The following is a 22,585-nucleotide window of genomic DNA, read 5'->3' on the forward strand; positions in this document are numbered from 1 at the left end:
TTCTGCGGAGCGTGGGAGACCACCCGTAGTACGGTGCGCGGGTGGCGAATCTCGACAGGTATCTCTATCCCCAGATGAGTGCGCAGCGGATCATCCCGATGATCCTGTGGCCGATCAGCCTGTTCATGGTCGTGCACCGCTCGTTGTTCCTGGGGGTCAACGGCGACCGCACCGACGATTTCAAGCCGGTGTACGCCGCCGCCTACAACTTCCTGAACAACCTGCCGGTCTACGGCGAGAACTACGCCACGGTCGACCCGCACTACCTGTACCCGCCGTCGGGCACCCTGCTGATGGCACCGGTCGCCGTCATCGACTACGAACGCGCGCGATGGGCGTTCATCGCGGTCAGCGTCGTGGTCCTGCTGGTCTGCGCCTACCTGCTGACCCGGATGTTCGGGTATGCCCTGAACTCATGGGTCATGCCGACGGTGCTGTTCGTCTTCTTCTTCACCGAGACCGTCTCGCACACACTGATCTTCACGAACTTCAACTCGTTCGTACTGCTGGGCATGATCGCCTTCCTGATGCTGATGCGCTCGCGGCACGACTGGTGGGCCGGCGTCCCGATGGGCTTGACGCTGTCCGTGAAGCCCGTTCTGGCGCCGCTGATGCTGCTGCCACTACTCAACCGGCAGTGGCGGGTGTTCGCCTTCGCGATCGTGGTCCCGCTCGTGCTGACCGCAATCGCCTGGCCGATGTCGGTGGACGCCGACGCCTTCATCAGCCGGACGGTCCCCTACCTCGGCGAGGCCCGCGACTACTACAACAGCTCGATCGCCGGCAACGGCGCCTACTTCGGCGTCGCGCCGTGGCTGGTCCTGCTGCTGCGCATCGCCTTCGTACTGATGGCCGTGTTCTCGCTGTGGTTCCTGTACCGCTACTACCGCAAGACCAACGAACTGCTGTGGCTTGCGACATCGTCGGGCGTGCTCCTGGGCACCACCTTCCTCGTCGGCTCACTGGGCCAGGGCTACTACTCGATGCTGCTCTTCCCGCTGCTGATGACGGTGCTCCTACCCGGATCGGCGATGCGCAACTGGCCGGCCTGGCTCGGCGTATACGGCTGCATGACCTTCGACAGCTTCTACTCGCAACGCTGGACGGCCTTCGGCTGGATGGTCGAGTACAACAAGGTGACCTGGGGATGGTCGCTGCTGATGATCGCCGTGTTCTGCTCGCTGCTGTTCCGCTGGCTCGACATGCGGTCCGACGGCGTCGCCGGCGAGGACGGGGTGATGCGATCGGAGCACGACGCTCCCCCGGCGCCGGCGGCGAAGTCCGACGACGAGCTGTCGCTGTCGAAGTAGCGACACCGGCCAGATCTCGGACCGCGCTACCGTGGAACCCATGACCGACAGCAAGCCCGACACCGAGAATCTCGCGAACCTCTCCGACGAGGAGTGGAAGCAGCGCCTCACCCCGGCGGAGTACCGGGTACTGCGCCAGGCCGGCACCGAAGCACCCTTCACCGGTGAGTACACCGACACCAAGACGGTCGGTGTCTACCGCTGCCGGGCCTGCGACACGGAGCTCTTCCGGAGTGAGCAGAAATTCGAATCGCATTGCGGCTGGCCGTCGTTCTTCTCCCCGCTCGCCGGAGACAAGATCATCGAGGTCGAGGACAACTCGCTCGGCATGAAGCGAGTGGAGGTGCTCTGCGCGAACTGCAAGAGTCACCTGGGCCATGTGTTCGCCGGTGAGGGCTACGACACCCCCACCGACCTGCGCTACTGCATCAACTCGATCAGCCTGAAGCTCGAGCCGGCCGAATAGGACTGTCACACCCGACGTCACGGCCGGACAGAGGGCCGTGACGCCGACTGCGGTGAGTTCCTACTGCAGTGCATTCCGAATCAACAAGGTTACGGGCGCTTTGTCCGGTTTTCGTCAGCTGCCCTTCGTGGGTCACTTGACCAAGTCGCTTGTGCCAGAGTGCAACTCATGAAAAGGAGGGTGCCCGCAGTCTTTGCGGGCACCCCTTCAGATACTTCTCGGGTCAGGGCACTGCGACCCTCACTTCTCGTCAGGCAGCTCTTCTTCCTCTGCCGGCTCCGGGAAGCTGTGCTCCAGCGGCACATGCACGAACTCGGCCGGCTCGGACGCCGCGTCGTTGCCGCCACCCGGGTCGCCCGGCTGCGTCGAGACGACACCCGGAGCGCACGGCGCTACCTGGCCGTTCGCGAGGTCGATCTGGCAGGGCTGAGCGTCGGCGACCGCGGCTCCGCCGGCGAGCGCGGCCGAGAAGGCCAGGGCTGCGATGACGCGTGTCGCGGGGACGATTCGGACCATCTGGGTTCCTCCACGTTGAGTCGAGCGTTGTTTGCCTCGTGTTGAGACTCCGTTTACGCTCCGCTTCCCTTCGCGTCACGCGTGGCGTTTTATGTCCGATTTCATTCGTTCCGGTGACACCGGTCACACAAAACAGAGGTTCTTGCCTTTCGCGGGCGAGAACCTCTGTCGTCGTGTGTCGCGGCGGGTCAGGGCAGAGCGTCGATGAGTGCCGAGACCTCGACGCGCGGCCCGGTGAAGAACGGCGTCTCCTCGCGGACGTGCATCCGCGCCTCGGTGGCACGCAGGTCGCGCATGAGGTCGACGATGCGGTGCAGTTCCGGGGCCTCGAAGGCCAGCAGCCACTCGTAGTCGCCGAGGGCGAACGACGACACCGTGTTGGCGCGGACGTCCTTGTACTCACGGGCGGCCTTGCCGTGGTCGGCGAGCATCTTGCGACGTTCCTCGTCGGGCAGCAGGTACCACTCGTAGGACCGCACGAACGGGTACACGCAGATGTAGTTGCCCGCTTCCTCGCCGGCGAGGAACGCCGGGATGTGGCTCTTGTTGAACTCCGCGGGCCGGTGCAGCGCCACGTTGCTCCACACGGGGTTGCAGGCGCGGCCGAGGACGGTCTCTCGGCGGAACTTCGCGTAAGCCGCCTGGATGGGCTCGACATCTTCGGCGTGCCACCAGATCATGAAGTCGGCGTCGGCCCGGAGACCCGACACGTCGTACACGCCGCGGACCACGACGCCGGTGTCCTCGAGGGATTTGAAGAAGTCGGCGGCATCCGACTTGGCCTGGTCCCGGTCGGTGCCGAGCTCGCCGGGGCGGACGGCGAACACCGAGAACATCAGGTAGCGGATCGTGGAGTTGAGTTCTGCGTAATCCAAGCGGGCCATGACTGACATGTTGCCACCGCGCCCGGTGGGACGAACAGTCAGGTCAGGTCGGTCAGCAGAGCCGATACGGCACGTCCGGCCTGGCCGATGCAGGCCGGGACACCGACCCCCGCATACGACGACCCGGCGAGTGCGAGCCGACGCGGCCGGGACGCGGCCACCTGCGCCATCGTGGCGAGATGTCCGGGGCCGTAGACCGGCAGCCCGTTGGTCCAGCGCTGCACGTAGGTGTCGACGACGTTCGGCGACGCGGGTGCCACGCCGGCGGCCCGGCACACCTCGTCGAGATCCTCCAGCGCCTCGCGGGTCAGCCGGTCGTCGACGCCGGGTTCGACGTCCGCGTCGGGAACCGGTGCGCCGAACCGGCCGAACGACGCGCGCACCGAGACCGGCGCGTCGTCGTGCGAGAGATGTCCCCACTTCTGCGAGCTGAGCGTGAATGCCTTGGCGCGCAGGCTCTCCCCCGTCCCGACGAGAACGCCGGAGTGGTCGGGCACCGGAGTGCCGGGGGCAAGTGCGATCGACACCACCACTGATGACGCGCCGCGTACTACGCGCAGCGGGGCGGCGAAGTCGGGCAGGGAGCCGTGCAGGAGGTGGCCGGCCTGCCAAGCGGGGATGGCCAGGATGACCCCGTCGTAGTCGCGCACGTCCTCGCAAGCACCACCCGCGAAGTCGAGCGACCATCCGGTCGCGGTCGGCTCCAGACGGCGGACGTACGCGCAGAGCTCGGGTTCGACGGCCGCGGCGGACCTGAGTGCGTCGAGCAGCACCCGGTAGCCACCGACGAGGGTGCCGAAAACAGGCCCCGAACCCGTGGCGTCGGCGACGAGACCGGAGACGGCCGCAGTCAGGTTGGGCGCACCGGCGTCGAGTCGTGCCGCGAGCGCGGGGAGCGCCTCACGCAGACCGATGTCTCCGGCGAGGCTCGAGTAGACACCGCCCAGCATCGGGTCGACGCTGCGGGCGACCACAGACGGGCCGAAACGGTCGGCGACGAGGTCCCCGACCGACGGGTCCGCGGAGGAGTCCCAACGCCAGGGACGCTGCGTCTCGGCGCGGAGGAGTTCGAGGTCGGCGGGGTCGGCGAGATCGGCGACCGCAACAGGGATCGCGGGGATACCCATGAGCGCGGGGGCCGGCAGTGGGTGCAGGCGGCCCCCGGACCACACGGACGGGCGTCGGCCGGTCGGTGACACGACCCGGTCCCCCAGGCCGAGTTCGGTGACCAGGCCCAGCGCTTCGGGTCGTCGGACGATGAACGCCTCGGCCCCGACATCGACGGACTGGCCGCCGACCGTCGTGGTGTGCAGGACACCCCCGAGCCGTTCCCCGGCTTCGAGCACGTCGATCTGTGCGTCGGCGCCGAGCGCGCCACGCAGCCGGTACGCGGCTGTCAGGCCGGAGACACCTCCGCCGACGACCGCGATCCGGAGCCGAGCACCCATCAGAGGCTGTGGATCAGTTCGACGGCGCGGGTGAGGACGTCCGGGTCGGTGCCCGGCAGGACCCCGTGACCGAGGTTGAAGATGTGGCCGATGGCGCCGGCCGCGATCGCCCGGTCGCCGTCGGCGACCACACGGCGGATCTCGCTGTCCACGACCTCCGGCCCCGCGAAGAGCAGGGTCGGGTCGAGGTTGCCCTGGACTGCTTTGCCCGGGCCGACGCGGCGGACGGCTTCGTCGAGCGGCACCCGCCAGTCGACCCCGATGACGTCGGCCCCGACATGGGCCATGGGAGCCAGCAGTTCGCCGGTGCCCACGCCGAAATGGATGCGCGGGACGCCGTAGCCGGCGACCTCGGCGAGGACGCGCGCGCTGTGCGGTGCCACGAAACGCTGGTAGTCGGCGGCCGAGAGCATGCCGGCCCAGGAATCGAACAGCTGGATGGCGTCGACACCGGCGTCGAGCTGGACCTTCAGGAAGGCGATGGTGATGTCGGCCAGGCGGGCCATCAGCTCGGCCCAGGTCTCCGGGTCGCCGTGCATCATCGCCTTGGTGCGCTCGTAGTTGCGGCTCGGCCCGCCCTCGATGAGGTACGACGCGAGGGTGAACGGCGCGCCGGCGAAACCGATCAGCGCGGTGTCGCCGAGTTCGGCGAGCAGAAGTTCGATGGCGTGGGAGATCGCGCCGACCGCGGCGGGTTCGAGGCGCGGGATGCGGGCGACGGCGTCGGCCGACCGCACGGGTTCGGCGATCACCGGACCGGTGCCCGCGACGATGTCGAGGTCGATCCCGGCGGCCTTCAGCGGGACGACGATGTCGGAGAACAGGATCGCGGCGTCGACGTCGTGGCGGCGCACCGGCTGCATGGTGATCTCACACACCAGCTCGGCGTCGAAGCAGGATTCGAGCATGCCGTGGTTCGCACGGATCGCGCGGTACTCGGGCAGCGACCGGCCCGCCTGCCGCATGAACCACACCGGACGGCGCGAAGGGGTCCCACCCGTGGCCGCGGCGACGAGCGGCAGGTGCGACCGATGGACCCGTGTACCAGTTACGTTCGACATCACCGCTTACTCTGCCATGTTCGGCGATCTGACCTGCCCCGGCCTGCCCGGTTCGACACTTCCGGGTCCGCGTCCCCATTTCTGGGGCCGGTGACTCGGCGCGCCTCCGCCGCTGCCAGGCACGACACACCTACGGTCGAACGGTGACTTCCTCGGGAGCTCCGGACGAGCCTGCTGATTTCCGCGCGGCGGTGGAGTCGCTGCACGCTGCCCGCGTCCGCCGTGAGATCGAGGTCGGACCCATCCGCCCGCCACAGCGGCTCGCGCCGTACAGCTATGCGGTCGGCGCCGAGGTGCGCCCGCCGGACGACCCCGATGTCATCCCCGCCGATTCTCAGGGCACCGCGTTCGGACGACTCATCCTGCTGTACGACCCGGCCGGCCAGGACGCCTGGAACGGCACGATCCGCCTCGTCGCCTACCTCCAGGCCGAGGTCGAGGCCGCGCTGGCGATGGATCCGCTGCTGCCCGAGGTCGCCTGGAGCTGGCTGTCCGACGCCCTCGGCGTGCCGGTCGGCGAGAGCAGCACCCCCTCCTCCTCCAACGGCACCGCACACCGCATCGAGGTGACCGCACTCGGCGGCACCGTCACGTCGACGACGTCGGTGCGCTACGGCGACATCGCCGGACCCCCGCGCGCCCACCAGCTCGAGGTCCGGGCGTCGTGGACCGCACTGACCGCCGAGGGGCTCAACGGCCATCTCGAGGCGTTCTGTGAGGTCCTGGCGTCGGCTGCCGGTCTCCCGCCGGCAGGCGTGACCCAACTCGGCCCGACGTGAGCACCGTGGACACACCACCCGACAGCACAGCCGAGAACAAAGCACCCGAGGACGAGGTCCCCGAGGTCGAGCCGCTGCTCGCCCCCGCCGGGGGTGTCCCGCCGGTGCTGTCGACCGCGGCGGAGTTCGCCGACGCCGCAGAAGCACTCGCGGCCGGCGAGGGCCCCATCGCCGTCGACACCGAACGCGCCTCGGGCTATCGCTACTCCCAGCGTGCCTATCTGATCCAGATCAAACGACGCGGCTCCGGCAGCTTCCTGCTCGACCCGATCGCCGATCCCGAGGCGCTCGCTCCCGTGATCGATGCACTACGCGGGCCCGAATGGGTGCTGCACGCCGCCGACCAGGATCTTCCCTGCCTACGCGAACTCGGCTTCGAATGCGTCGAGCTGTACGACACCGAGCTCGCCGGACGTCTGCTCGGCCTGGCGAAGGTGAACCTCGCCGCGATGGTCGCCCAGTTCCTCGGTCTCGGCCTGCTCAAGGGTCACGGCGCGGCGGACTGGTCACGGCGGCCGCTCCCCGACGACTGGCTGAACTACGCCGCGCTCGACGTCGAGGTGCTCGTCGAACTCCGGGACGCGATGGACGCGGCACTGGCCGAGTCCGGCAAGGACGGCTGGGCCCGCGAGGAATTCGCCTACGTCCTGTCGCGCCCGCCGGCGCCGCCGCGCACCGACCGCTGGCGCAAGACCTCCAACATCCACACCGTGAAGTCGGCTCGTGCACTGGCCGCGGTCCGCGAATTGTGGACTGCACGTGAGGAATTGGCGGAGCGTCGGGATGTGGCCCCGGGCCGCGTACTACCCGACACCGCGATCGTCAACGCCGCAACCGTCGACCCGAAATCGAACAACGAACTCACCCGCCTGCCGATCTTCGGCGGCCCCCGCCAGCGTCGGCAGGCCGGGATCTGGCTGAGCGCCCTGCAGCGGGCCCGCGAGCTCCCCGACAGCGAACTGCCGGCCCGCAAGACCAACGGCCCCGGATTACCCCCGGTGAGCCGCTGGGAGCAGCGAAACCCGGAGGCCGCGGCGCGGATGCAGAAGGTCCGCCCCGCGCTCAAAGAGGTCGCCGAGAGCCACACCCTCCCCGTGGAGAACCTCCTCGCCCCGGACGTCGTCCGCCAGCTGTGCTGGGACGGACTGAACGGGCCGGTCACCGCCGAGGCCGTGGACGCCCACCTCTCCGCCGCCGGGGCACGTCCGTGGCAGCGGCGGCTCAGCGTCGACGCGTTGACCGAGGCGCTGGGCGAGGTCGGCACCGAGACGACATCGTCGGAGTAGCCCCGCTCCGAGTTGGGTAAGAGACCTTCCGACAGGCACGACCACACGGAATGGAGCACTCAGTGGCCACAGTCTCCGTCGGCATCGACTCGGACCTCGACCCGGGCGCGGCCTGGGCACTCGCCAGCAACCTCTCGCGGTTCGACGAGTGGATGACGATCTTCGGTGGGTGGAAGTCCCCGGTCCCCGACACGATCACCGAGGGCACGAAGGTCTCGTCCCTGATCAAGGTGAAGGGGTTCCGCAACGTCATCCACTGGACCGTCACCGATTACGACGAGCCGCGGATGATCGCGCTGTCCGGGACGGGCCGCGGCGGGATCAACATCGACCTCGCCATGAAGGTCGACGAGATCGTCGACGGCTCACACTTCGACCTGGCCGCCGAGATCTCCGGCGGCCTGCTCAACGGACCCGTCGGACGCCTCGTCGCCAAGGTGCTGGAATCCGATGTGCACAAGTCGATCTCGAACCTCGCCAACCTGCGCTGAGCGCGAAAGGGTCGGCGCCTGTCATCGGGCGCCGACCCTCCGGCGTCAGTCCTCGGCGCGACTCTGCGCGGGGTCCGCGGGATTCTCGATGTGGCGTTCCAGCGCCGGACCGGCCTGCATGCCCGACACCGTCGCGGTGATCGAGCGGGCGAGGTCCTGCGCCGTAAGACCGAGGTCGCCGAGAATCTCTCCGCGCGAGGCATGTTCGATGAACGCCTGCGGAATGCCCTTGATCTGCACCGGAACGGCCACCTCGGCCGCCGAGAGCGCCCCGGCGACAGCCGATCCCACGCCGCCGCTGACGCAGCCGTCCTCGAGGGTGACGACCAGACGGTGACGACGCGCGACCTCGACCACCGAGGTCGGCACCGGCAGCACCCAGCGGGGGTCGACGACCGTGGCGCCGATGCCCTGTTGCGCAAGGCGTTCGGCGGTGTCGACGGCGAGGCTGCAGAAGGCGCCGACCGCGACGATGAGCACGTCACCGGACACCGGGCCGAGGTCGCGATCGCCGCGGTGCAGCACGTCGACCCCGTCGTCGAGTCGTTCGACCGCGCGGATGTCTTCGGGCACAGCCCCTTTGGAGAAGCGCAGGGCGGTCGGACCGTCGTCGATGCCGAGCGCCTCGTCGAACTCCTCGCGCAACCGGACCGCGTCCCGCGGCGCGGAGACCCGGAGACCGGGGACCATCGCCATGAGGGACAGGTCCCACATGCCGTGGTGACTGGGGCCGTCCGGCCCGGTGATGCCCGACCGGTCCAGGACGAGGGTCACCGGCTGCTTCAACAGCGCGACGTCCATCAGGAGCTGGTCGAAGGCGCGATTGAGGAAGGTCGAATAGATGGCGACGACCGGGTGCAGTCCGCCGAGTGCGAGCCCGGCCGCCGAGGTCATCGCATGCTGTTCGGCGATGCCGACGTCGAACATGCGGTCCGGGTAGCGCTCACCGAACGGCGTGAGTCCCGTGGGGCCGGGCATGGCCGCGGTGATCGCGACGACGTCGGGGCGGTTGGCGCCGGCGTCGAGCAGCGCGGCCGAGAAGACCTTCGTCCAGTCCTGCGGTGCGACGCTGGTGGGCCGTCCGGTCACGGGGTCGATGATGCCGGTGGCGTGCATCTGGTCGGCGACATGGTTCTCGGCGTGGGCATACCCCATGCCCTTGCGCGTGACGGTGTGCACGATGACCGGTCCGCCGAAGTCGCGGGCGTGCCGCAGGGCCGACTCGACGGCGTTGATGTCGTGGCCGTCGACGGGGCCGACGTATTTCAGACCGAGGTCGGTGAACATCGCCTGGGGTGCCAGCAGGTCCTTGAGACCGCTCTTCATGCCGTGGAGGACCGCGTAGGCGGGTTCGCCGACCACGGGCACCTGCTTGACCACACGGCGACTCTCGTCGAGGAACTTCTCGTAGCCGGGCTGCAGACGCAGACCGGACAGGTGGCTGGCGAGACCGCCGATGGTCGGGGCGTAGGACCGGCCGTTGTCGTTCACGACGATGACCACGGGCCGGTTGCAGGCGGCGATGTTGTTGATCGCCTCCCAGCACATGCCGCCGGTGAGGGCACCGTCGCCGACCACCGCGACCACGGTGCGGTCGTTCTGGCCGGTCAGCTCGAAGGATTTGGCCAGTCCGTCGGCGTAGGACAGGGCAGCCGAGGCGTGCGAGGACTCGACCCAGTCGTGTTCGGATTCGGCGCGCTCCTGGTAGCCGGTGAGGCCGCCGCGCTGACGCAGGTGATCGAAGCCGTCTTTGCGGCCGGTCACGATCTTGTGGACGTAGCACTGGTGGCCGGTGTCGAAGAGGATCGGATCGTGCGGCGAGTCGAAGACACGGTGGATTCCGAGGGTCAGTTCGACCACACCGAGATTGGGTCCGAGATGACCGCCCGTCGCCGCCACCTTCTCGATCAGGAACGTCCGGATCTCGGAGGCGAGCGTCTCCATCTCGGCCTCCGACAGAGACCGCAGATCGGCCGGCGAGTTGATCCGGTCGAGCACAACCATCGTTTCCTCCATCACGTGACGCCCCGGGGAACCCGGTCCACATTTCCGGGAGAAAACCCCCGGCTCATAACCCGTCAGTCTACGGAAGCATTCGGTACGACCATGCCCCGCGGATGGTCGACGACCTCACTCGCCGGGCGTGACTCCGGCCGGAACCAGGCACGCGATGGCCTCGACATGGTGCGTGAGCGGGAAAGCGTCGAAGCCACGCACCTGGGCCACGCGATATCCGGCGCGGGCGAAGAGACCGAGATCACGTGCGAAGCGGGCGGCATCACAGCCGACATGCACCACCACGGCCGGTTTCGCGGCGGCGATCGCGTCGATGACCTTCTCCCCGGCGCCGGTGCGCGGCGGATCGAGGACGACCACGTCGGGCGACTCCCCGAGGTCGTGCACACGGGCGGCCACCTCTCCCCGATGGGTGACCACGCGATCGCCGTCGGCGTCGAAGGTGCGCGTCGCGGCCGCCAGCGCGCCCGCGTCGGAGTCGACGATGTGGACCTCCTCGAGGCCCGTCCCGCAATGGTCGAGCAGTGCGCCGGCGAACACCCCGGCGCCGCCGTAGAGGTCCCATGCGACCCGCGGGCCGGCTCCGAGGTGGTCGCCGACGAAGCCCACGACGGTGTCGGCATACGTCTGCGGTGCGGCCCGGTGCGCCTGCCAGAACCCGGTCACCGGGATGTCCCACGCCCGGTTCCCGACGCGGTGGACCGCGGACTCCGCCCCCTCGACGACCACCTGCGCGCGGGGTCGGGCGCGGCGTCGGCGGTTCTGTTGTGCGCGGCGGCGGGCGTCGCCGTGCCGGACCTCGGCGACGGGTGCGAGTTCGGTGACGTGCCGGGTGCCGTCGGCGTCGAGGACCACGGCCAGTTCGGCGTGCGGGGTGAAGCTGCGGCGGGCGAGGTCGTCGATCATCCCCGGCGCCGGCTGCACGCAGACATCGTGGATCACCGCCGAACCGCGGAAGGCGTGCTGCCCGGCGCGCCCCCGTCCGTCGACGGCCAGCCGGGTCCGGATGCGCCAGCCGGTGTCGTCGCCGGGCAGGCGGTCGACCCCGCGCGTCGCGAGGTCGGTGCCGGCGATCGTCTCCTCGTCGAGGTGACCGACCCGGCTCAGGACGTCGAGCAGCACGGCCTGCTTCAGGTCGCGCGCGTGCCCGGGCTCGATGTGCCCGAGGTCGCAGCATCCCGCTCCCCCGGCCGCCGCCGGGCACACCACCGGAACCCGGTGCGGGGACGCCTCGAGGATCTCGACGGCCTCGGCACGCCAGTACGAGTCGTGTCGGTCGTCGGTGATCTCGGCGACCACGCGCTCGCCGGGAATCGCACCGCGCACGAACAGGACCCGGCCGTCGGCACGTCCGACAGCTTCCCCACCGTTCGCGGGACGATCGACGGTGACCTCGACGCGCCGCGTCGTTGCCGGGGGTGTCACAGTGTGCGCTCCGATTCGCCCAGGGCGCGGCGGGTCTCGCCCGGTGCCCAGTACCTCTTGGTCTCCTTGCGGCGATCCGACGACGTGAGCTGCCAGGGCACCGAGGTCACCATCACCCCGGGCTCGAACAGCAGACGTCCCTTGAGTCGCAGCGCGGACTGGTTGTGCAGGATCTGCTCCCACCAGTGTCCGACGACGTATTCGGGGATGAACACGGTCACCACGTCACGCGGGGACTCCCGGCGGACACGTCGCACGTAGTCGATGACGGGCCGGGTGATCTCGCGGTACGGGGAGGCGATGACCTTGAGCGGGATCGTGATGTCGCTGGCCTCCCACTGGGACACCAGCTTCCGGGTGTCGCGGTCGTCGACGTTGACGGTGATCGCCTCGAGGACGTCCGGTCGCGTCGCCCGCGCATACCGCAGAGCGCGACGAGAGGCCATGTGCAGACTCGACACCAGCACAATCGAATGGGTCCGGCTCGGGAGCACCCCCTCGTCGTCGGCCTCGGCCTCGTCGAGTTCGCGCTGCACCGAGGCGTAGTGGTGATGGATCAGCTTCATCACCACGAAGAGCGCGACCATCGCCAGCACCGCGATCCACGCGCCCGCGGTGAACTTCGTGATCAGCACGACCACCAGGACCGTCGCGGTCATGACCAGTCCGACCGAGTTCACCACCCGCGACTGCATCATCCGGCGGCGTGCGCTCGGGTCGGACTCGGTGCGCAGCAGGCGGGTCCAGTGCCGCACCATGCCGGTCTGGCTCAGGGTGAACGAGACGAACACGCCGACGATGTAGAGCTGGATGAGCGAGGTGACCTGGGCGTCGAACGCGACGACGAAGATGATGGCCGCGGCCGCCAGGAACAGGATGCCGTTGGAGAACGCGAGCCGGTCGCCGCGCGTGTGCAACTGCCGCGGCAGGTAGCGATCCTGGGCCAGCACCGATCCCAGCACCGGGAAACCGTTGAACGCGGTGTTGGCGGCCAGCAACAGGATCAGCGCGGTCACGAGCGCGACGAAGAAGAAGCCGGCCGGGAACGAGTCGAAGACCGCGTGGGCGAGCTGCGCGATCATCGCCTTCTGCTGGTAACCCTCGGGGGCCCCGACGAGGTCCGTCGACGGGTTCATCACGTACTTGGCCCCGATCTCCTGGGCGAGCAGAACAATGCCCAGCAGTAGGGTGATCGAGAACGCACCGAGCATCAGCAGGGTGGTCGCGGCGTTGCGTGACTTGGGTTTCCGGAACGCGGGGACGCCGTTGCTGATGGCCTCGACCCCGGTCAGCGCCGCGCATCCGGAGGAGAACGAGCGGGCGACGAGGAAGACCAGCGCCAGACCGGTGAGGTTGTCCTGTTCGGCGGCGATCCCGAAGTCGGCGGTCTCCGAGCGGATCTCCTCGCCGAGCACGAAGATCTCGGTGAATCCCCACACGAGCATGCCCAGCACGCCGACGATGAAGGCGTACGTCGGGATGGCCAGCAGCGCACCGGATTCCTTGATGCCGCGCAGGTTCACCGCCGCGATGAGCACGATGGCGCCGACGCAGAACCAGACCTTGTGCTCGCTGACGAACGGGACGGCCGAACCGATGTTCTCCGCGGCCGAGGTCACCGACACGGCCACCGTCAGCACGTAGTCGACGAGAAGTGCGCTGCCGACCGTCAGGCCGGCGTTGGGCCCCAGGTTGACCGTGGCGACCTCGTAATCGCCGCCACCCGACGGGTATGCGTGCACGTTCTGCCGATAGCTGGCGACCACCACCGCGAGGACCACCGCGACGGCGACGGCGACCCACGGGGTGAAGGCGAGCGCGGTGATACCGGCCACCGACAGGACCAGGAAGATCTCCTGTGGCGCATACGCCACCGAGCTCATCGCGTCGGAGGCGAAGACCGGGAGGGCGATCCGTTTGGGGAGCAGAGTGTGGCCCAGCTTGTCGCTGCGGAAGGGCCTGCCGAGCAGGAGGCGCTTCGTCGCAACGGACACCTTGGAGACGGTGGACACCAGGCAACCCTAGAGCGTCCGCGTCGTGGCGGGTAGGTTCGACTCGCGGCACGCAGGTCGCGTCCGGAGAGGAATGTCGTGCAGGTAGTCATCATGGGTTGCGGGCGAGTCGGATCATCGCTCGCCATGGCGATGCAGAAACGCGGACACGACGTCGCGATCATCGACCGGGACCCGTCCGCGTTCGCCCGGTTGTCCGCCGACTTCGCGGGCCGCACCATCACCGGTGTGGGCTTCGACCGGGACATCCTCGTCAAGTCCGGGATCGAGCACGCCGACGCCTTCGCCGCGGTGTCGTCCGGCGACAACTCCAACATCATCGCCGCCCGTGTGGCCCGGGAGACCTTCGACGTCGAGCGGGTCGTCGCCCGCATCTACGACGCCAAGCGCGCCGAGGTGTACGAGCGGCTGGGCATCCCGACCGTCGCCACCGTGCCGTGGACGACGGAACGTTTCGTCTCCGCGCTCGGCGAGACCGCGACCACGGAGTGGCGCGACCCGTCGGGCACCCTCGCGGTCGCCGAGATCGACGTCGACGAGTCGTGGATCGGGGTGTCGGTCGGCAAGTTCCAGGAACAGACCGGAGCGCGGGTCGCATTCCTCAACCGGGTCGGGCGGCCGATCCTGCCGGAGGCCAAAACCGTTCTCCAGCAGGACGACGTGATCTACGGTGCGGTGCTGCTCGACAATCTGGTCGACGCCCGCCGCGTCGCCGCGGAACCGTTCACCCAGGCCGAGTCCTGAACACCCCGAGCCCGAACGCCCTGAGCCCCGAACACCGAGGAGTCATCCTGTGAAGGTCGCCATCGCCGGAGCCGGCGCGGTCGGGCGCTCGATCGCCCGCGAACTCCTGGTCAACTCGCACGACGTCACGCTCTTCGAGCGCAAGGCCGACCACATCGACCCGGACTCGGTACCGGGCGCGAAATGGATCCTCGCCGATGCCTGCGAACTGACGAAACTCGAGGACGCGCAGTTGCAGACCTTCGACGTGATGATCGCGGCGACCGGCGACGACAAGGCCAACCTGGTCGTGAGTCTGCTGGCCAAGACCGAGTTCGCGATCAACCGCGTCGTCGCGCGGGTCAACGACCCGCGCAACGAGTGGCTGTTCGGTGAGGACTGGGGCGTCGACGTCGCGGTGTCGACGCCGCGTCTACTCGCCTCGCTCGTCGAGGAAGCGGTGTCGGTGGGTGACCTGGTCCGCCTCATGACCTTTCGCCAGGGCCAGGCGAACCTCGTCGAGCTCACCCTGCCGTCGAACACGCCGATGGCGGGCAAGCCGGTACGCAAGCTCGAACTGCCCCGCGACGTGGCTCTGGTCACGATCCTGCGGGGCGGGCGCGTCATCGTGCCGCAGAACGACGACCCGATCGAGGGCGGCGACGAGCTGATCTTCATCGCCCCGTCGGAGGCCGAACCGGCCCTCTACGACGCCATGAAGATCACGCGCTGAAGATCAGGCTCCGACCGTCTCTTCCTCACGCACCGCGCGGCGGACGAGCAGGACCGTGGCGAGCACCGCCAAGGCGGTCAGCGGCCAACCCATCGCGATCCGTGTGAAGGCCAGCCAGCCGGTCGCACCGAGATCATAGAGTTCGGACTGGGCGAGATACCGCGCCGCGAAGACCAGGGCCCACAGGGCGGTGGCGATGTCGTAGGCGCGCAACGTCCGACGGTGTTTGCGCCAGGCGGTCCCCTGCCCGTTCACCAGGTGCCAGGCGACGCCGATCAGCGGCCAGCGCACGACGATGGAGATCACGAACGCGATCGCGTAGGCGAGGGTGGTCCAGATGCCGAAGAGGAAATATCCCTTGGCGTCCCCCACCCGGTTGGCGATGAAGACGCAAATGGCCACGCCGAGGAGGCCGGAGATCGCCGGGGTGAGTCCCTCGCGGCGGACGAGCCGCACCACGAAGACGAGGGCCGCGGCGGTGAGCGCGGCGATGATGGCGGCCGTGAGGCCGAAGAACGAGTTGACCGGCACGAACACGACCACCGGGACCGTCGAGTAGATCAGGCCGGACACGCCGCCGATCTGTTCCAGCACCGTGGGGGTCGGCTCGGGGGCCGGGTTCTGTTCGACGTCCTGGTCGGCCGACTCGTCGTCCGACCTCCCGGTGTCACTCGTGGGTGTCACTCGTCGTCGCTGCCCTGCAGCTCGTAGTAGGGGTTGTAGATCACCTTGTGACCGTCCTGCAGGGCGAGTCGGCCCCGCACGGTCACCTTCCGGCCGGGTTCGATGCCGGCGATGCGATTGCGGCCCAGCCACTTCAACATGACGATGTCGGAGCCGTCGAAGAACTCTGCCTTGACCCCGGCCTTGGCCGTGCGTGAACAGGTCTCCACCGCGCGCAGTTCGCCGTGCATGGTGACCTCCTCGCCGCGGGTGCAGTCCGACGCGCGTTGTGCGCCCGTCGCCTTCGACTCCTCGGCGATTCGCTCCGCGTCGACGTCACCGAGGTCTTCGGTGAGTCGGCGGGTCAGTCGCTTGAGATAACCAGCTGTGGGCATCCCAACCTCCCAATGGATTTCAGCCGGGCACCGGGGCTTCCGCCGCAGCGTCCGTGGCCACCGAACGAATGATCGGTGGCTGTCCGCCAGCGTAGACCCGGCACCCGCCGGTGACAACGTGGATGACCGGGGCGCACCGCGGTCCCGGGACACCCTAAGGGATGATCTCTGGGTGCCCCGCATCCGGATGAACAATTGATGCCCGTCGTGGACAGTCCGCAAACACGAACGGCCACCGCACTGGTGGTGATTCCCGGGACCGGCTCGGATGCCGACCACGTCACACGTGCCTTCGGTCACGCGGCCACGACGCTCGGCGTGGACCTGGTGGCGCTCGAGCCGACGTCGGAGCTGATCGACGGACACCGTCGGGGCATCGAGCGCGCGGCGGCCGAACACGACCGGGTTCTGGTCGGCGGGGTGTCGATCGGCGCCGCGATAGCCCTCGAGTGGGCTCTCGCCGACACCGGCGGACGCTGTGCCGGAGTGTTCGCGGCGCTGCCGGCCTGGAGTGGGGACGCCGACTCCGCCCTCGCCGCGGCCGGCGCGCGGGCCACCGCCGACGCGATGGAACGGGACGGACTGGAGACGACGGTCGCCGAGATGGCGGCGAGCAGCCCGGACTGGCTGGCCGAGGAGCTCTCCCGCTCCTGGCGGAGGCTGTATCCCGAGGTCATCTGCCAGCTGCGTGACGCGGCGCGCTACTGCGCCCCGACACCTGCCCAGATCGCCGACCTCGCGGTGCCACTGGCACTCGTGGCGGCACCCGACGACCCGATCCACCCCATCGCCGTCGCCCGCGTGTGGCACGAAGTGGCTCCGCGGTCGGCGCTGGTCGAGGTCAGCCTCGAGAGATGGGGCCGTGACCCCGGTCTGCTCGGCGAGAGCTGCCTCGACGCGTACACACGACTGTCGAGGCGGTAGCCCCGCCGCCGCCGGGTCAGCGACGACGGAAGAAGCGCTGCATCGCCGAGCCCGACGACGGCGGCGGCGCGTCGTCCTCGGGGTCCGGATCGGCGGTGACCGACGGGTCGTCGTACGTGGCGCCTTCGGCCGGACCCTCGGTGTAGGAGTTCTCGCCGTAGACGGTGGCGTGTGCCACCTGGTCCAGCGCTCCTCCGGCGACCCCTTCCGGTTCGTCGGCGGCCGGGACCTCGGGGGTGGGCGCCTCGTCCTGTGCCCCTGCCTCCGATTCGGCGAAGATCTGTTGTTGGGCCGCGGCGACCTGGTCGGCGAGCACCGGCGGCAGCACGATCGGAAGGGGTTCGCGTGGCGGGTGCGGCTCGGACCCGCGACGTACGACGGTCTCGGCCAGCACGGCGCGGCTCAGGCGTGCAAGGTCCTCGGCGCTCTCCGACGGCCCACTGCCGACACAGCGCACGAGCCAGCGGGGGCCGTCGACGCCGATGAAGCGGTGCGTCCCGCCCTCGACCTCGGCCACGACCTCGCGGCCCCAGTGACCGTCCTCGATGCTGGTGGCGGCGCCACCGTCGCGCAGTGACTCGGCCAGTTCCCGGACCACCTCGCGCCACATTCCCGGCGACTTGGGTGCCGCGAAGGCACTCACCGAGATCCGACCGATCGGGGTGACCAGGTAGACGTTCTGGGGCTGGTGGGTCTCCGACATCTCGACGGTCACCTGCCCGCCCTCGACCACCGGCACGAGCACCGAGCCGAGGTCGAGGTGGGAGTTCTCCAGCTCGCTGATCTCCGTCGCGAGGGCGTCGATGTCGTAGGGGCCCAGTGCTTGTCCGACCCGCAGTTCGTCCGAACCGTTATTCGTCATCGCCTACTCCTCGTTGATCCGCATTCGTGTTGAAGATTAATCGACGCGGGGGCAGACGACGCCCGGCGTGTCGTGCTCAGCCCAGGACGGCGTGGCCGCCGCTGGACCCGTATCCGCCGTCGCCGCGGCTGGTGTCGTCGAGTTCGTCGACCTCGACGAACTCGGGCAATTCGACGCGCTGCACGATCAGCTGAGCGATCCGGTCACCGCGCGAGATGGTGATGGGCTGCTCGGGGTCGAGATTGATCAGGCAGACCTTGATCTCGCCGCGGTATCCCGCGTCGATCGTGCCGGGCGTGTTGACGATGGAAAGTCCGGCGCGGGCGGCCAGCCCCGAACGCGGATGGATCAGGCCCACGGTGCCGAACGGCAGCGCGATGGCGATCCCGGTGGCGACCAGCTGACGGCGCCCCGCGGGCAGTTCCAGGTCGATCGTCGAGCACAGGTCCACGCCCGCATCCCCGGGATGAGCTCGGGTGGGCAACGGCAGATCGGGATCGAGGCGACGTACCGCGATGGGCGGCAGAGGGGGGAGATCTGGGGTCACGCACGCAGACTACGCTGGTCAACGTGACCGCACCTCAATCGCCTGACAACACCGGCGGCACGTCGGGGACTCCGGCGACGCGCCGCGACTCCGGATCCGCGGACCTCTTCGACGAGCGTCTGCACGTGCCGTGGTGGTGGTGGCCGGCCGCGGCCGTCCTGACCGGCGTGGTGGGCTACGAGATCCAGTTGTCCGCCCATGGCAGCCGGTGGAGCGTGATCGGTTACGTCGTCACCGCGGCCCTCTGTGTCCTGGTGCTGTGGTCGATGAGCCGCACCCGCGTCCGGGTGACCGCCGAGCGCGAACTGCAGGCGCATCGCGCGCTGCTGCCGCGGTCCGTCGTCGCCCGCGGTGCGTCGATCCCGGCGACGGCCAAGAGCGCCGCGCTCGGCCGTCAGCTCGACCCCGCCGCGTACCTGGTGCACCGCTTCTGGGTGAAGACCATGGTCCTCATCGTCCTCGACGATCCCGACGACCCGACCCCCTACTGGCTGGTGTCCACCCGACGACCGGCCGAGCTGCTGGCGGCTCTCGACATCCCGGACGCCGCAGCGGACCGCCCGACGGCGACCGCCTGACGGCACCGGGGACACCACCGAGACAGACGAAGGGGCCGCGCCTGATGGCGCGGCCCCTTCTTCGTCAGGCCCTGCCCGTCGGTGTCCGAACGTCAGGGAATCGTCGTGCGCATCCGCGGGAGACCCGCGGGGATCATGCGCAGTCGACGCAGATCAGCGAGTTGCCGTTCTCCTCGGCCAGCCGGCTGCGGTGATAGACGAGAAAGCAGCTGGTACAAGTGAATTCGTCGGCCTGCTTCGGGATGACCCGAACCGACAGTTCTTCACCGGAGAGGTCGGCACCGGGCAGTTCGAAGGACTCCGCGGTCTCGGTCTCGTCGACGTCGACGGCTGCGGACTGCGCCTCGCTCCGACGGGCCTTCAGCTCCTCGAGCGAGTCTTCGTTGAGGTCCTCGGCCTCGGTGCGTCGTGGCGCGTCGTAATCAGTAGCCATTGTGTGCCTTACTTGTTGAGAGTGTGAGGGGGCGCTCTCGGTTCCGGCTTGTGGCCGTCACCCAGGGGTGGTGCGCACGACTCCGCCGGGATTGTCTAGCCGGTGGGGTCACTACAACACCGGCTCGAGCTCAATTCGTTCCCGAGAATCCGTCGTATTGTGTGACTTCGGTCACGGTTCGATTTCGGCTGCACCCCGAGTCTGGAAGCGCGGGCGCCCGAAGAATAGACCACGTCCAGTCAACCGTCAATGTGGCAACGCGAACTTGTCCGAAATCTGGCGTTTGACGCAGGTCGGACCCGTGCGCGGGGTCGCGACACGGCACCGGCGGCGAGGCTCGCGGCCGCAGCGCGGTCGACCCTCTAGAGTGTTGCGGAGATCGCGCGGGGCGTCGTTCCCGGTGAAGTACAACCGCTCGCGAAGTTCGCCCAGTGAGGAGTCGTTCCACGGTGGTCTCGAAGATTACGACCGGCTACCCGACCGACGAACAGGGCCGCCCGTACCCACGCCGCCGGTATGCGCCGGCGATCATCACGGTGGTGGTCCTTCTGGTCCTCGGCGTGATCGTCTGGGCGGTCGTGCTCGGCAGCGACGACAGCGAATCGGTCCCCACCGCCTGCAATCAGCCGTCCCCGGCGACCGCCACCGAAGCCGGTGCACCGGAGCCGGCGGAGCCGCCGGTCCTCTCCCCGGTCCCACGCGACGAGATGCTGGAGGTCGCGCCCGCCGCGCTGTCGACCTTCCAGGTCCGCGTCCTCAACGCGTCCGAGGAACGGGGCGCGGCCCGGTCGGTGTCCGAGGACCTCGCCGCCCAGGGCTTCACCCCGGCCGCCGACACCCCGTTCGCCGATGATCCCGTCTACGTCAACCGGGATCTCAACTGCGTCGCGCAGATCCGGTTCGGCCCCGCGGGCCGCGCCTCCGCCGCGGCGACCTGGCTGGCGTTCCCGTGCGCGCAACTCGTCGACGACGGACGCCGGGGCACCGCGGTCGACGTGGCACTGGGCACCTACCACTCGGGTGGTGAGCTCTCCCAGGACGCGCAGGCGGCGCTCGAGGCGCTGCGGTCGGCCGACCCGACCAACCCCGAGACCGGCGCCGATCCCGCCCTGGTGAAGGCGGTCCACTCGGCTCCGTGCTGAGCGCCTTCTAGACCAGCGGTTCCCGCGCCCCGAGTTCGTCGAGCAGTCCGAGGAACTCGTCGGCGATACCCGGTGCGACGGCCACGGTGATGTGCCCCTCGTCTGCCCGCGAGTCCGGCGGCGGGGTCACCACGACCGCACCCGCCTCGGCGGCGATGAGTCCGCCCGCCGCCCAGTCCCAGGGACTCAGGCCGTGTTCGTAATGGGCGTCGACCGCGCCGGAGGCCACCATGCACAGGTCGAGGGCCGCGGCACCGATCCGTCGGATGTCACGCACCTTCGGGAGCAACTCCGCGACGATCCGACCCTGAGCGCGCCGACGGTCGGCGGCGTAACCGAAACCCGTTGCCACGAGCGCGAGTTCCACACGGTCGACAGGATTGCAGCGCAACGGCACACGAGGGCCGTCACCGTCGGCGACCCAGGCACCGCCGCCCAGGGTGGCGCCGTAGACGACCTCACGCGCCACGTCGACGACGACCCCCGCGACCGAGTGGCCGTCGACCTGCGCCGCCAGCGACACCGCGTAGGCGGGGACGCCGTACATGAAGTTGACCGTGCCGTCGATGGGGTCGACCACCCAGCGCACACCGGACGGGACGGCGCGACTACCGCCGTGCTCCTCCCCCAGGACCTCGTCGGCGGGCCGCGCCTCGTGCAGGAGCTGCCGGATCAGGCGCTCGGTCTCGGTGTCGGCGACGGTGACCGGATCGGTTTCCGTCGACTTGGTCGACACCGGGTTGACCGTCGAGGCGGTCGAGACGGGATTCGCCGATGCCCCGTCCACCGTCGACTGCGGTGTCGCACCGAACAATTCGGGTCGGCGGCGTCGCACGTGGGCGGCCGCCTCCTGCGCCACGTCCACCGCGATGGCGGCCAGTTCGTCCACCGGAATTGTCTGATCCACGTGTTCCATGTCAGCACATCGGCGACCGCGACCGCTCAGGCGGTGAGGTGAAGCAACACTTCTGGAGGGATGCCGCGCGGCCGACGGCGGGCGCCGATAGCCTGATGTCGATCACCGCCGGCCCGGAAGGAAACTCCGCCATGACCGACACGCCAGCCACCGACAGCTCGCCGACCCCGACGAATCTGGGGTTCGGCGTCGACGTCGGCGGCTCCGGGATCAAGGGCGGCATCGTCGATCTCGACACCGGTGAACTCGTCGGCGATCGATTCAAGGTGCTCACCCCGCAGCCGGCCACCCCGGAGGCGGTGGCGGCGGCGGTCGCCGAGGTCGTCGCCCATTTCGACTGGGCCGGTCCGGTCGGAATCACCCTCCCCGGTGTGGTCACCGAGGGCATCATGCGGACCGCGGCGAACATCGACAAGGCGTGGATCGGCACCGACGTCTACGAGCTGTTCAGCCGCCACCTGGGGGGTCGCGCGGTCTCGGTGCTCAACGACGCCGACGCGGCCGGGATGGCCGAGGACGCCTACGGCGCGGGCAAGGGCGTGGACGGCGTGGTGATGTTGCTGACGTTCGGCACCGGCATCGGCTCGGCGATCCTCATCAACGGCAACCTCGTGCCCAACACCGAGCTGGGTCACATGCAGGTCGGCAAGAAGGAAGCCGAACATCAGGCGTCCTCACGGGTCAAGGAGGACAAGGACTGGTCCTACGAGAAATGGACCGAGAAGGTGTCCGAAGTCCTCAAGGCCTATGAGGCACTGTTCTGGCCCAAGCTGTTCATCGCCGGCGGCGGCATCAGCCGCAAGGCCGACAAGTGGATTCCGCTGCTCACCAACAAGACCCCGGTCGTGCCCGCCACGCTGCAGAACACCGCCGGTATCGTCGGCGCGGCGATGGCGGTCTCACAGGGCATCAAAACCTAGACCACGCCTGGATTGACCAGGGCTTTGTCACATCGGGTGAGCCGATATCGTTACA

General features: G+C 69.1%; 24 protein-coding genes. 11 read left to right on the plus strand and 13 right to left on the minus strand.

The annotated features are described in order from the left end of the window. Positions 1 to 41: 41 nt before the first annotated feature. Complete coding sequence (locus M1L58_RS01135) at positions 42 to 1,310, plus strand: glycosyltransferase family 87 protein (protein WP_248657531.1); 1,269 nt, start codon at positions 42 to 44, stop codon at positions 1,308 to 1,310. A gap of 40 nt (positions 1,311 to 1,350) precedes the next feature. After that, positions 1,351 to 1,776, plus strand: a complete 426-nt coding sequence (msrB, locus tag M1L58_RS01140; RefSeq protein WP_248657532.1) for a peptide-methionine (R)-S-oxide reductase MsrB — start codon at positions 1,351 to 1,353, stop codon at positions 1,774 to 1,776. A gap of 240 nt (positions 1,777 to 2,016) precedes the next feature. Here msrB and M1L58_RS01145 read toward each other — a convergent pair whose 3' ends face one another. The 4 genes from M1L58_RS01145 to hemE form a co-directional block, all read right to left on the minus strand. Next, positions 2,017 to 2,292, minus strand: coding sequence for a hypothetical protein (locus tag M1L58_RS01145; RefSeq protein ID WP_248657533.1), 276 nt, complete (start codon positions 2,290 to 2,292; stop codon positions 2,017 to 2,019). A 188-nt stretch (positions 2,293 to 2,480) separates the two neighbouring features. Next, a complete protein-coding gene (hemQ, locus tag M1L58_RS01150; protein ID WP_248657534.1) occupies positions 2,481 to 3,176 on the minus strand; it encodes a hydrogen peroxide-dependent heme synthase in 696 nt (231 codons plus the stop codon). Positions 3,177 to 3,214: 38 nt separating this feature from the next. Then, the gene (locus tag M1L58_RS01155) at positions 3,215 to 4,624 is read right to left on the minus strand and encodes an FAD-dependent oxidoreductase (RefSeq protein WP_248657535.1); all 1,410 of its coding nucleotides are present in this window, start codon (positions 4,622 to 4,624) and stop codon (positions 3,215 to 3,217) included. Continuing rightward, entirely contained in the window at positions 4,624 to 5,685 is a 1,062-nt protein-coding gene (gene hemE / locus M1L58_RS01160; RefSeq protein WP_248657536.1) for a uroporphyrinogen decarboxylase, read from the minus strand. Before hemE ends, M1L58_RS01155 begins: the two co-directional genes overlap by 1 nt. A 143-nt stretch (positions 5,686 to 5,828) precedes the next feature. Between hemE and M1L58_RS01165 the strand changes: the two genes are divergently transcribed. From M1L58_RS01165 to M1L58_RS01175, 3 genes are all read left to right on the plus strand, one after another. After that, positions 5,829 to 6,464: a DUF3000 domain-containing protein gene (locus tag M1L58_RS01165; protein ID WP_006866406.1), complete on the plus strand. Its 636-nt coding sequence runs from the start codon at positions 5,829 to 5,831 to the stop codon at positions 6,462 to 6,464. A gap of 5 nt (positions 6,465 to 6,469) precedes the next feature. After that, positions 6,470 to 7,750: an HRDC domain-containing protein gene (locus M1L58_RS01170; RefSeq protein WP_248657537.1), complete on the plus strand. Its 1,281-nt coding sequence runs from the start codon at positions 6,470 to 6,472 to the stop codon at positions 7,748 to 7,750. A 62-nt stretch (positions 7,751 to 7,812) separates the two neighbouring features. Next, positions 7,813 to 8,241: a type II toxin-antitoxin system Rv0910 family toxin gene (locus M1L58_RS01175; protein WP_154882603.1), complete on the plus strand. Its 429-nt coding sequence runs from the start codon at positions 7,813 to 7,815 to the stop codon at positions 8,239 to 8,241. Between the two features lie 45 nt (positions 8,242 to 8,286). Here M1L58_RS01175 and dxs read toward each other — a convergent pair whose 3' ends face one another. The 3 genes from dxs to M1L58_RS01190 all read right to left on the minus strand — a co-directional run bounded on the left by dxs (position 8,287) and on the right by M1L58_RS01190 (position 13,694). Then, on the minus strand, positions 8,287 to 10,245 hold the full coding sequence (gene dxs / locus M1L58_RS01180; RefSeq protein ID WP_248657538.1) for a 1-deoxy-D-xylulose-5-phosphate synthase: 1,959 nt from the start codon (positions 10,243 to 10,245) through the stop codon (positions 8,287 to 8,289). A gap of 126 nt (positions 10,246 to 10,371) precedes the next feature. After that, positions 10,372 to 11,682 (minus strand): class I SAM-dependent RNA methyltransferase, encoded by a 1,311-nt coding sequence (locus M1L58_RS01185; protein WP_248657539.1) that lies wholly within the window; start codon positions 11,680 to 11,682, stop codon positions 10,372 to 10,374. Then, positions 11,679 to 13,694 (minus strand): APC family permease, encoded by a 2,016-nt coding sequence (locus M1L58_RS01190; protein ID WP_006866411.1) that lies wholly within the window; start codon positions 13,692 to 13,694, stop codon positions 11,679 to 11,681. The genes M1L58_RS01185 and M1L58_RS01190 overlap by 4 nt, the downstream gene beginning before the upstream one ends. Before the next feature lie 78 nt (positions 13,695 to 13,772). Here M1L58_RS01190 and M1L58_RS01195 point away from each other — a divergent pair, with 78 nt between their 5' ends. Then, entirely contained in the window at positions 13,773 to 14,438 is a 666-nt protein-coding gene (locus M1L58_RS01195; RefSeq protein ID WP_040535856.1) for a potassium channel family protein, read from the plus strand. Positions 14,439 to 14,487: 49 nt separating this feature from the next. Beyond that, positions 14,488 to 15,150: a potassium channel family protein gene (locus M1L58_RS01200; protein ID WP_006866413.1), complete on the plus strand. Its 663-nt coding sequence runs from the start codon at positions 14,488 to 14,490 to the stop codon at positions 15,148 to 15,150. Positions 15,151 to 15,153: 3 nt separating this feature from the next. On the opposite strand, the gene M1L58_RS01205 is transcribed toward M1L58_RS01200, so the two are convergent. Next, positions 15,154 to 15,834 carry a DUF3159 domain-containing protein gene (locus M1L58_RS01205; RefSeq protein WP_006866414.1) on the minus strand — a complete coding sequence of 227 codons (681 nt, stop codon included), beginning with the start codon at positions 15,832 to 15,834 and terminating at the stop codon, positions 15,154 to 15,156. Then, positions 15,831 to 16,208, minus strand: a complete 378-nt coding sequence (locus tag M1L58_RS01210; protein ID WP_006866415.1) for an OB-fold nucleic acid binding domain-containing protein — start codon at positions 16,206 to 16,208, stop codon at positions 15,831 to 15,833. Before M1L58_RS01210 ends, M1L58_RS01205 begins: the two co-directional genes overlap by 4 nt. A gap of 198 nt (positions 16,209 to 16,406) precedes the next feature. Here M1L58_RS01210 and M1L58_RS01215 point away from each other — a divergent pair, with 198 nt between their 5' ends. Further along, positions 16,407 to 17,132, plus strand: coding sequence for an alpha/beta hydrolase (locus M1L58_RS01215; protein ID WP_248657540.1), 726 nt, complete (start codon positions 16,407 to 16,409; stop codon positions 17,130 to 17,132). Between the two features lie 16 nt (positions 17,133 to 17,148). Here the strand turns inward: M1L58_RS01215 and M1L58_RS01220 are convergent, their stop codons facing one another. Both M1L58_RS01220 and dut read right to left on the minus strand, forming a co-directional pair. Continuing rightward, complete coding sequence (locus M1L58_RS01220) at positions 17,149 to 17,994, minus strand: DUF3710 domain-containing protein (RefSeq protein WP_248657541.1); 846 nt, start codon at positions 17,992 to 17,994, stop codon at positions 17,149 to 17,151. Positions 17,995 to 18,070: 76 nt separating this feature from the next. After that, complete coding sequence (gene dut, locus M1L58_RS01225) at positions 18,071 to 18,541, minus strand: dUTP diphosphatase (RefSeq protein ID WP_248657542.1); 471 nt, start codon at positions 18,539 to 18,541, stop codon at positions 18,071 to 18,073. Positions 18,542 to 18,564: 23 nt separating this feature from the next. On the opposite strand from dut, the gene M1L58_RS01230 reads away from it, so the two are divergent. Beyond that, positions 18,565 to 19,119: a DUF3093 domain-containing protein gene (locus tag M1L58_RS01230; protein ID WP_248657543.1), complete on the plus strand. Its 555-nt coding sequence runs from the start codon at positions 18,565 to 18,567 to the stop codon at positions 19,117 to 19,119. Between the two features lie 133 nt (positions 19,120 to 19,252). On the opposite strand, the gene M1L58_RS01235 is transcribed toward M1L58_RS01230, so the two are convergent. Next, positions 19,253 to 19,552: a DUF4193 domain-containing protein gene (locus M1L58_RS01235; RefSeq protein ID WP_006866420.1), complete on the minus strand. Its 300-nt coding sequence runs from the start codon at positions 19,550 to 19,552 to the stop codon at positions 19,253 to 19,255. Positions 19,553 to 20,001: 449 nt separating this feature from the next. Here M1L58_RS01235 and cei point away from each other — a divergent pair, with 449 nt between their 5' ends. Next, positions 20,002 to 20,694 (plus strand): envelope integrity protein Cei, encoded by a 693-nt coding sequence (gene cei / locus M1L58_RS01240; protein WP_006866421.1) that lies wholly within the window; start codon positions 20,002 to 20,004, stop codon positions 20,692 to 20,694. A gap of 7 nt (positions 20,695 to 20,701) precedes the next feature. Here cei and M1L58_RS01245 read toward each other — a convergent pair whose 3' ends face one another. Then, positions 20,702 to 21,610 carry an inositol monophosphatase family protein gene (locus M1L58_RS01245; protein ID WP_248657544.1) on the minus strand — a complete coding sequence of 303 codons (909 nt, stop codon included), beginning with the start codon at positions 21,608 to 21,610 and terminating at the stop codon, positions 20,702 to 20,704. Between the two features lie 131 nt (positions 21,611 to 21,741). Here M1L58_RS01245 and ppgK point away from each other — a divergent pair, with 131 nt between their 5' ends. Continuing rightward, complete coding sequence (gene ppgK, locus M1L58_RS01250; protein ID WP_248657545.1) at positions 21,742 to 22,530, plus strand: polyphosphate--glucose phosphotransferase; 789 nt, start codon at positions 21,742 to 21,744, stop codon at positions 22,528 to 22,530. Positions 22,531 to 22,585: the final 55 nt, after the last annotated feature.

Origin of the sequence: Gordonia sp. C13, from assembly GCF_023218005.1 — a bacterium.
GTDB lineage: Bacteria > Actinomycetota > Actinomycetes > Mycobacteriales > Mycobacteriaceae > Gordonia > Gordonia namibiensis.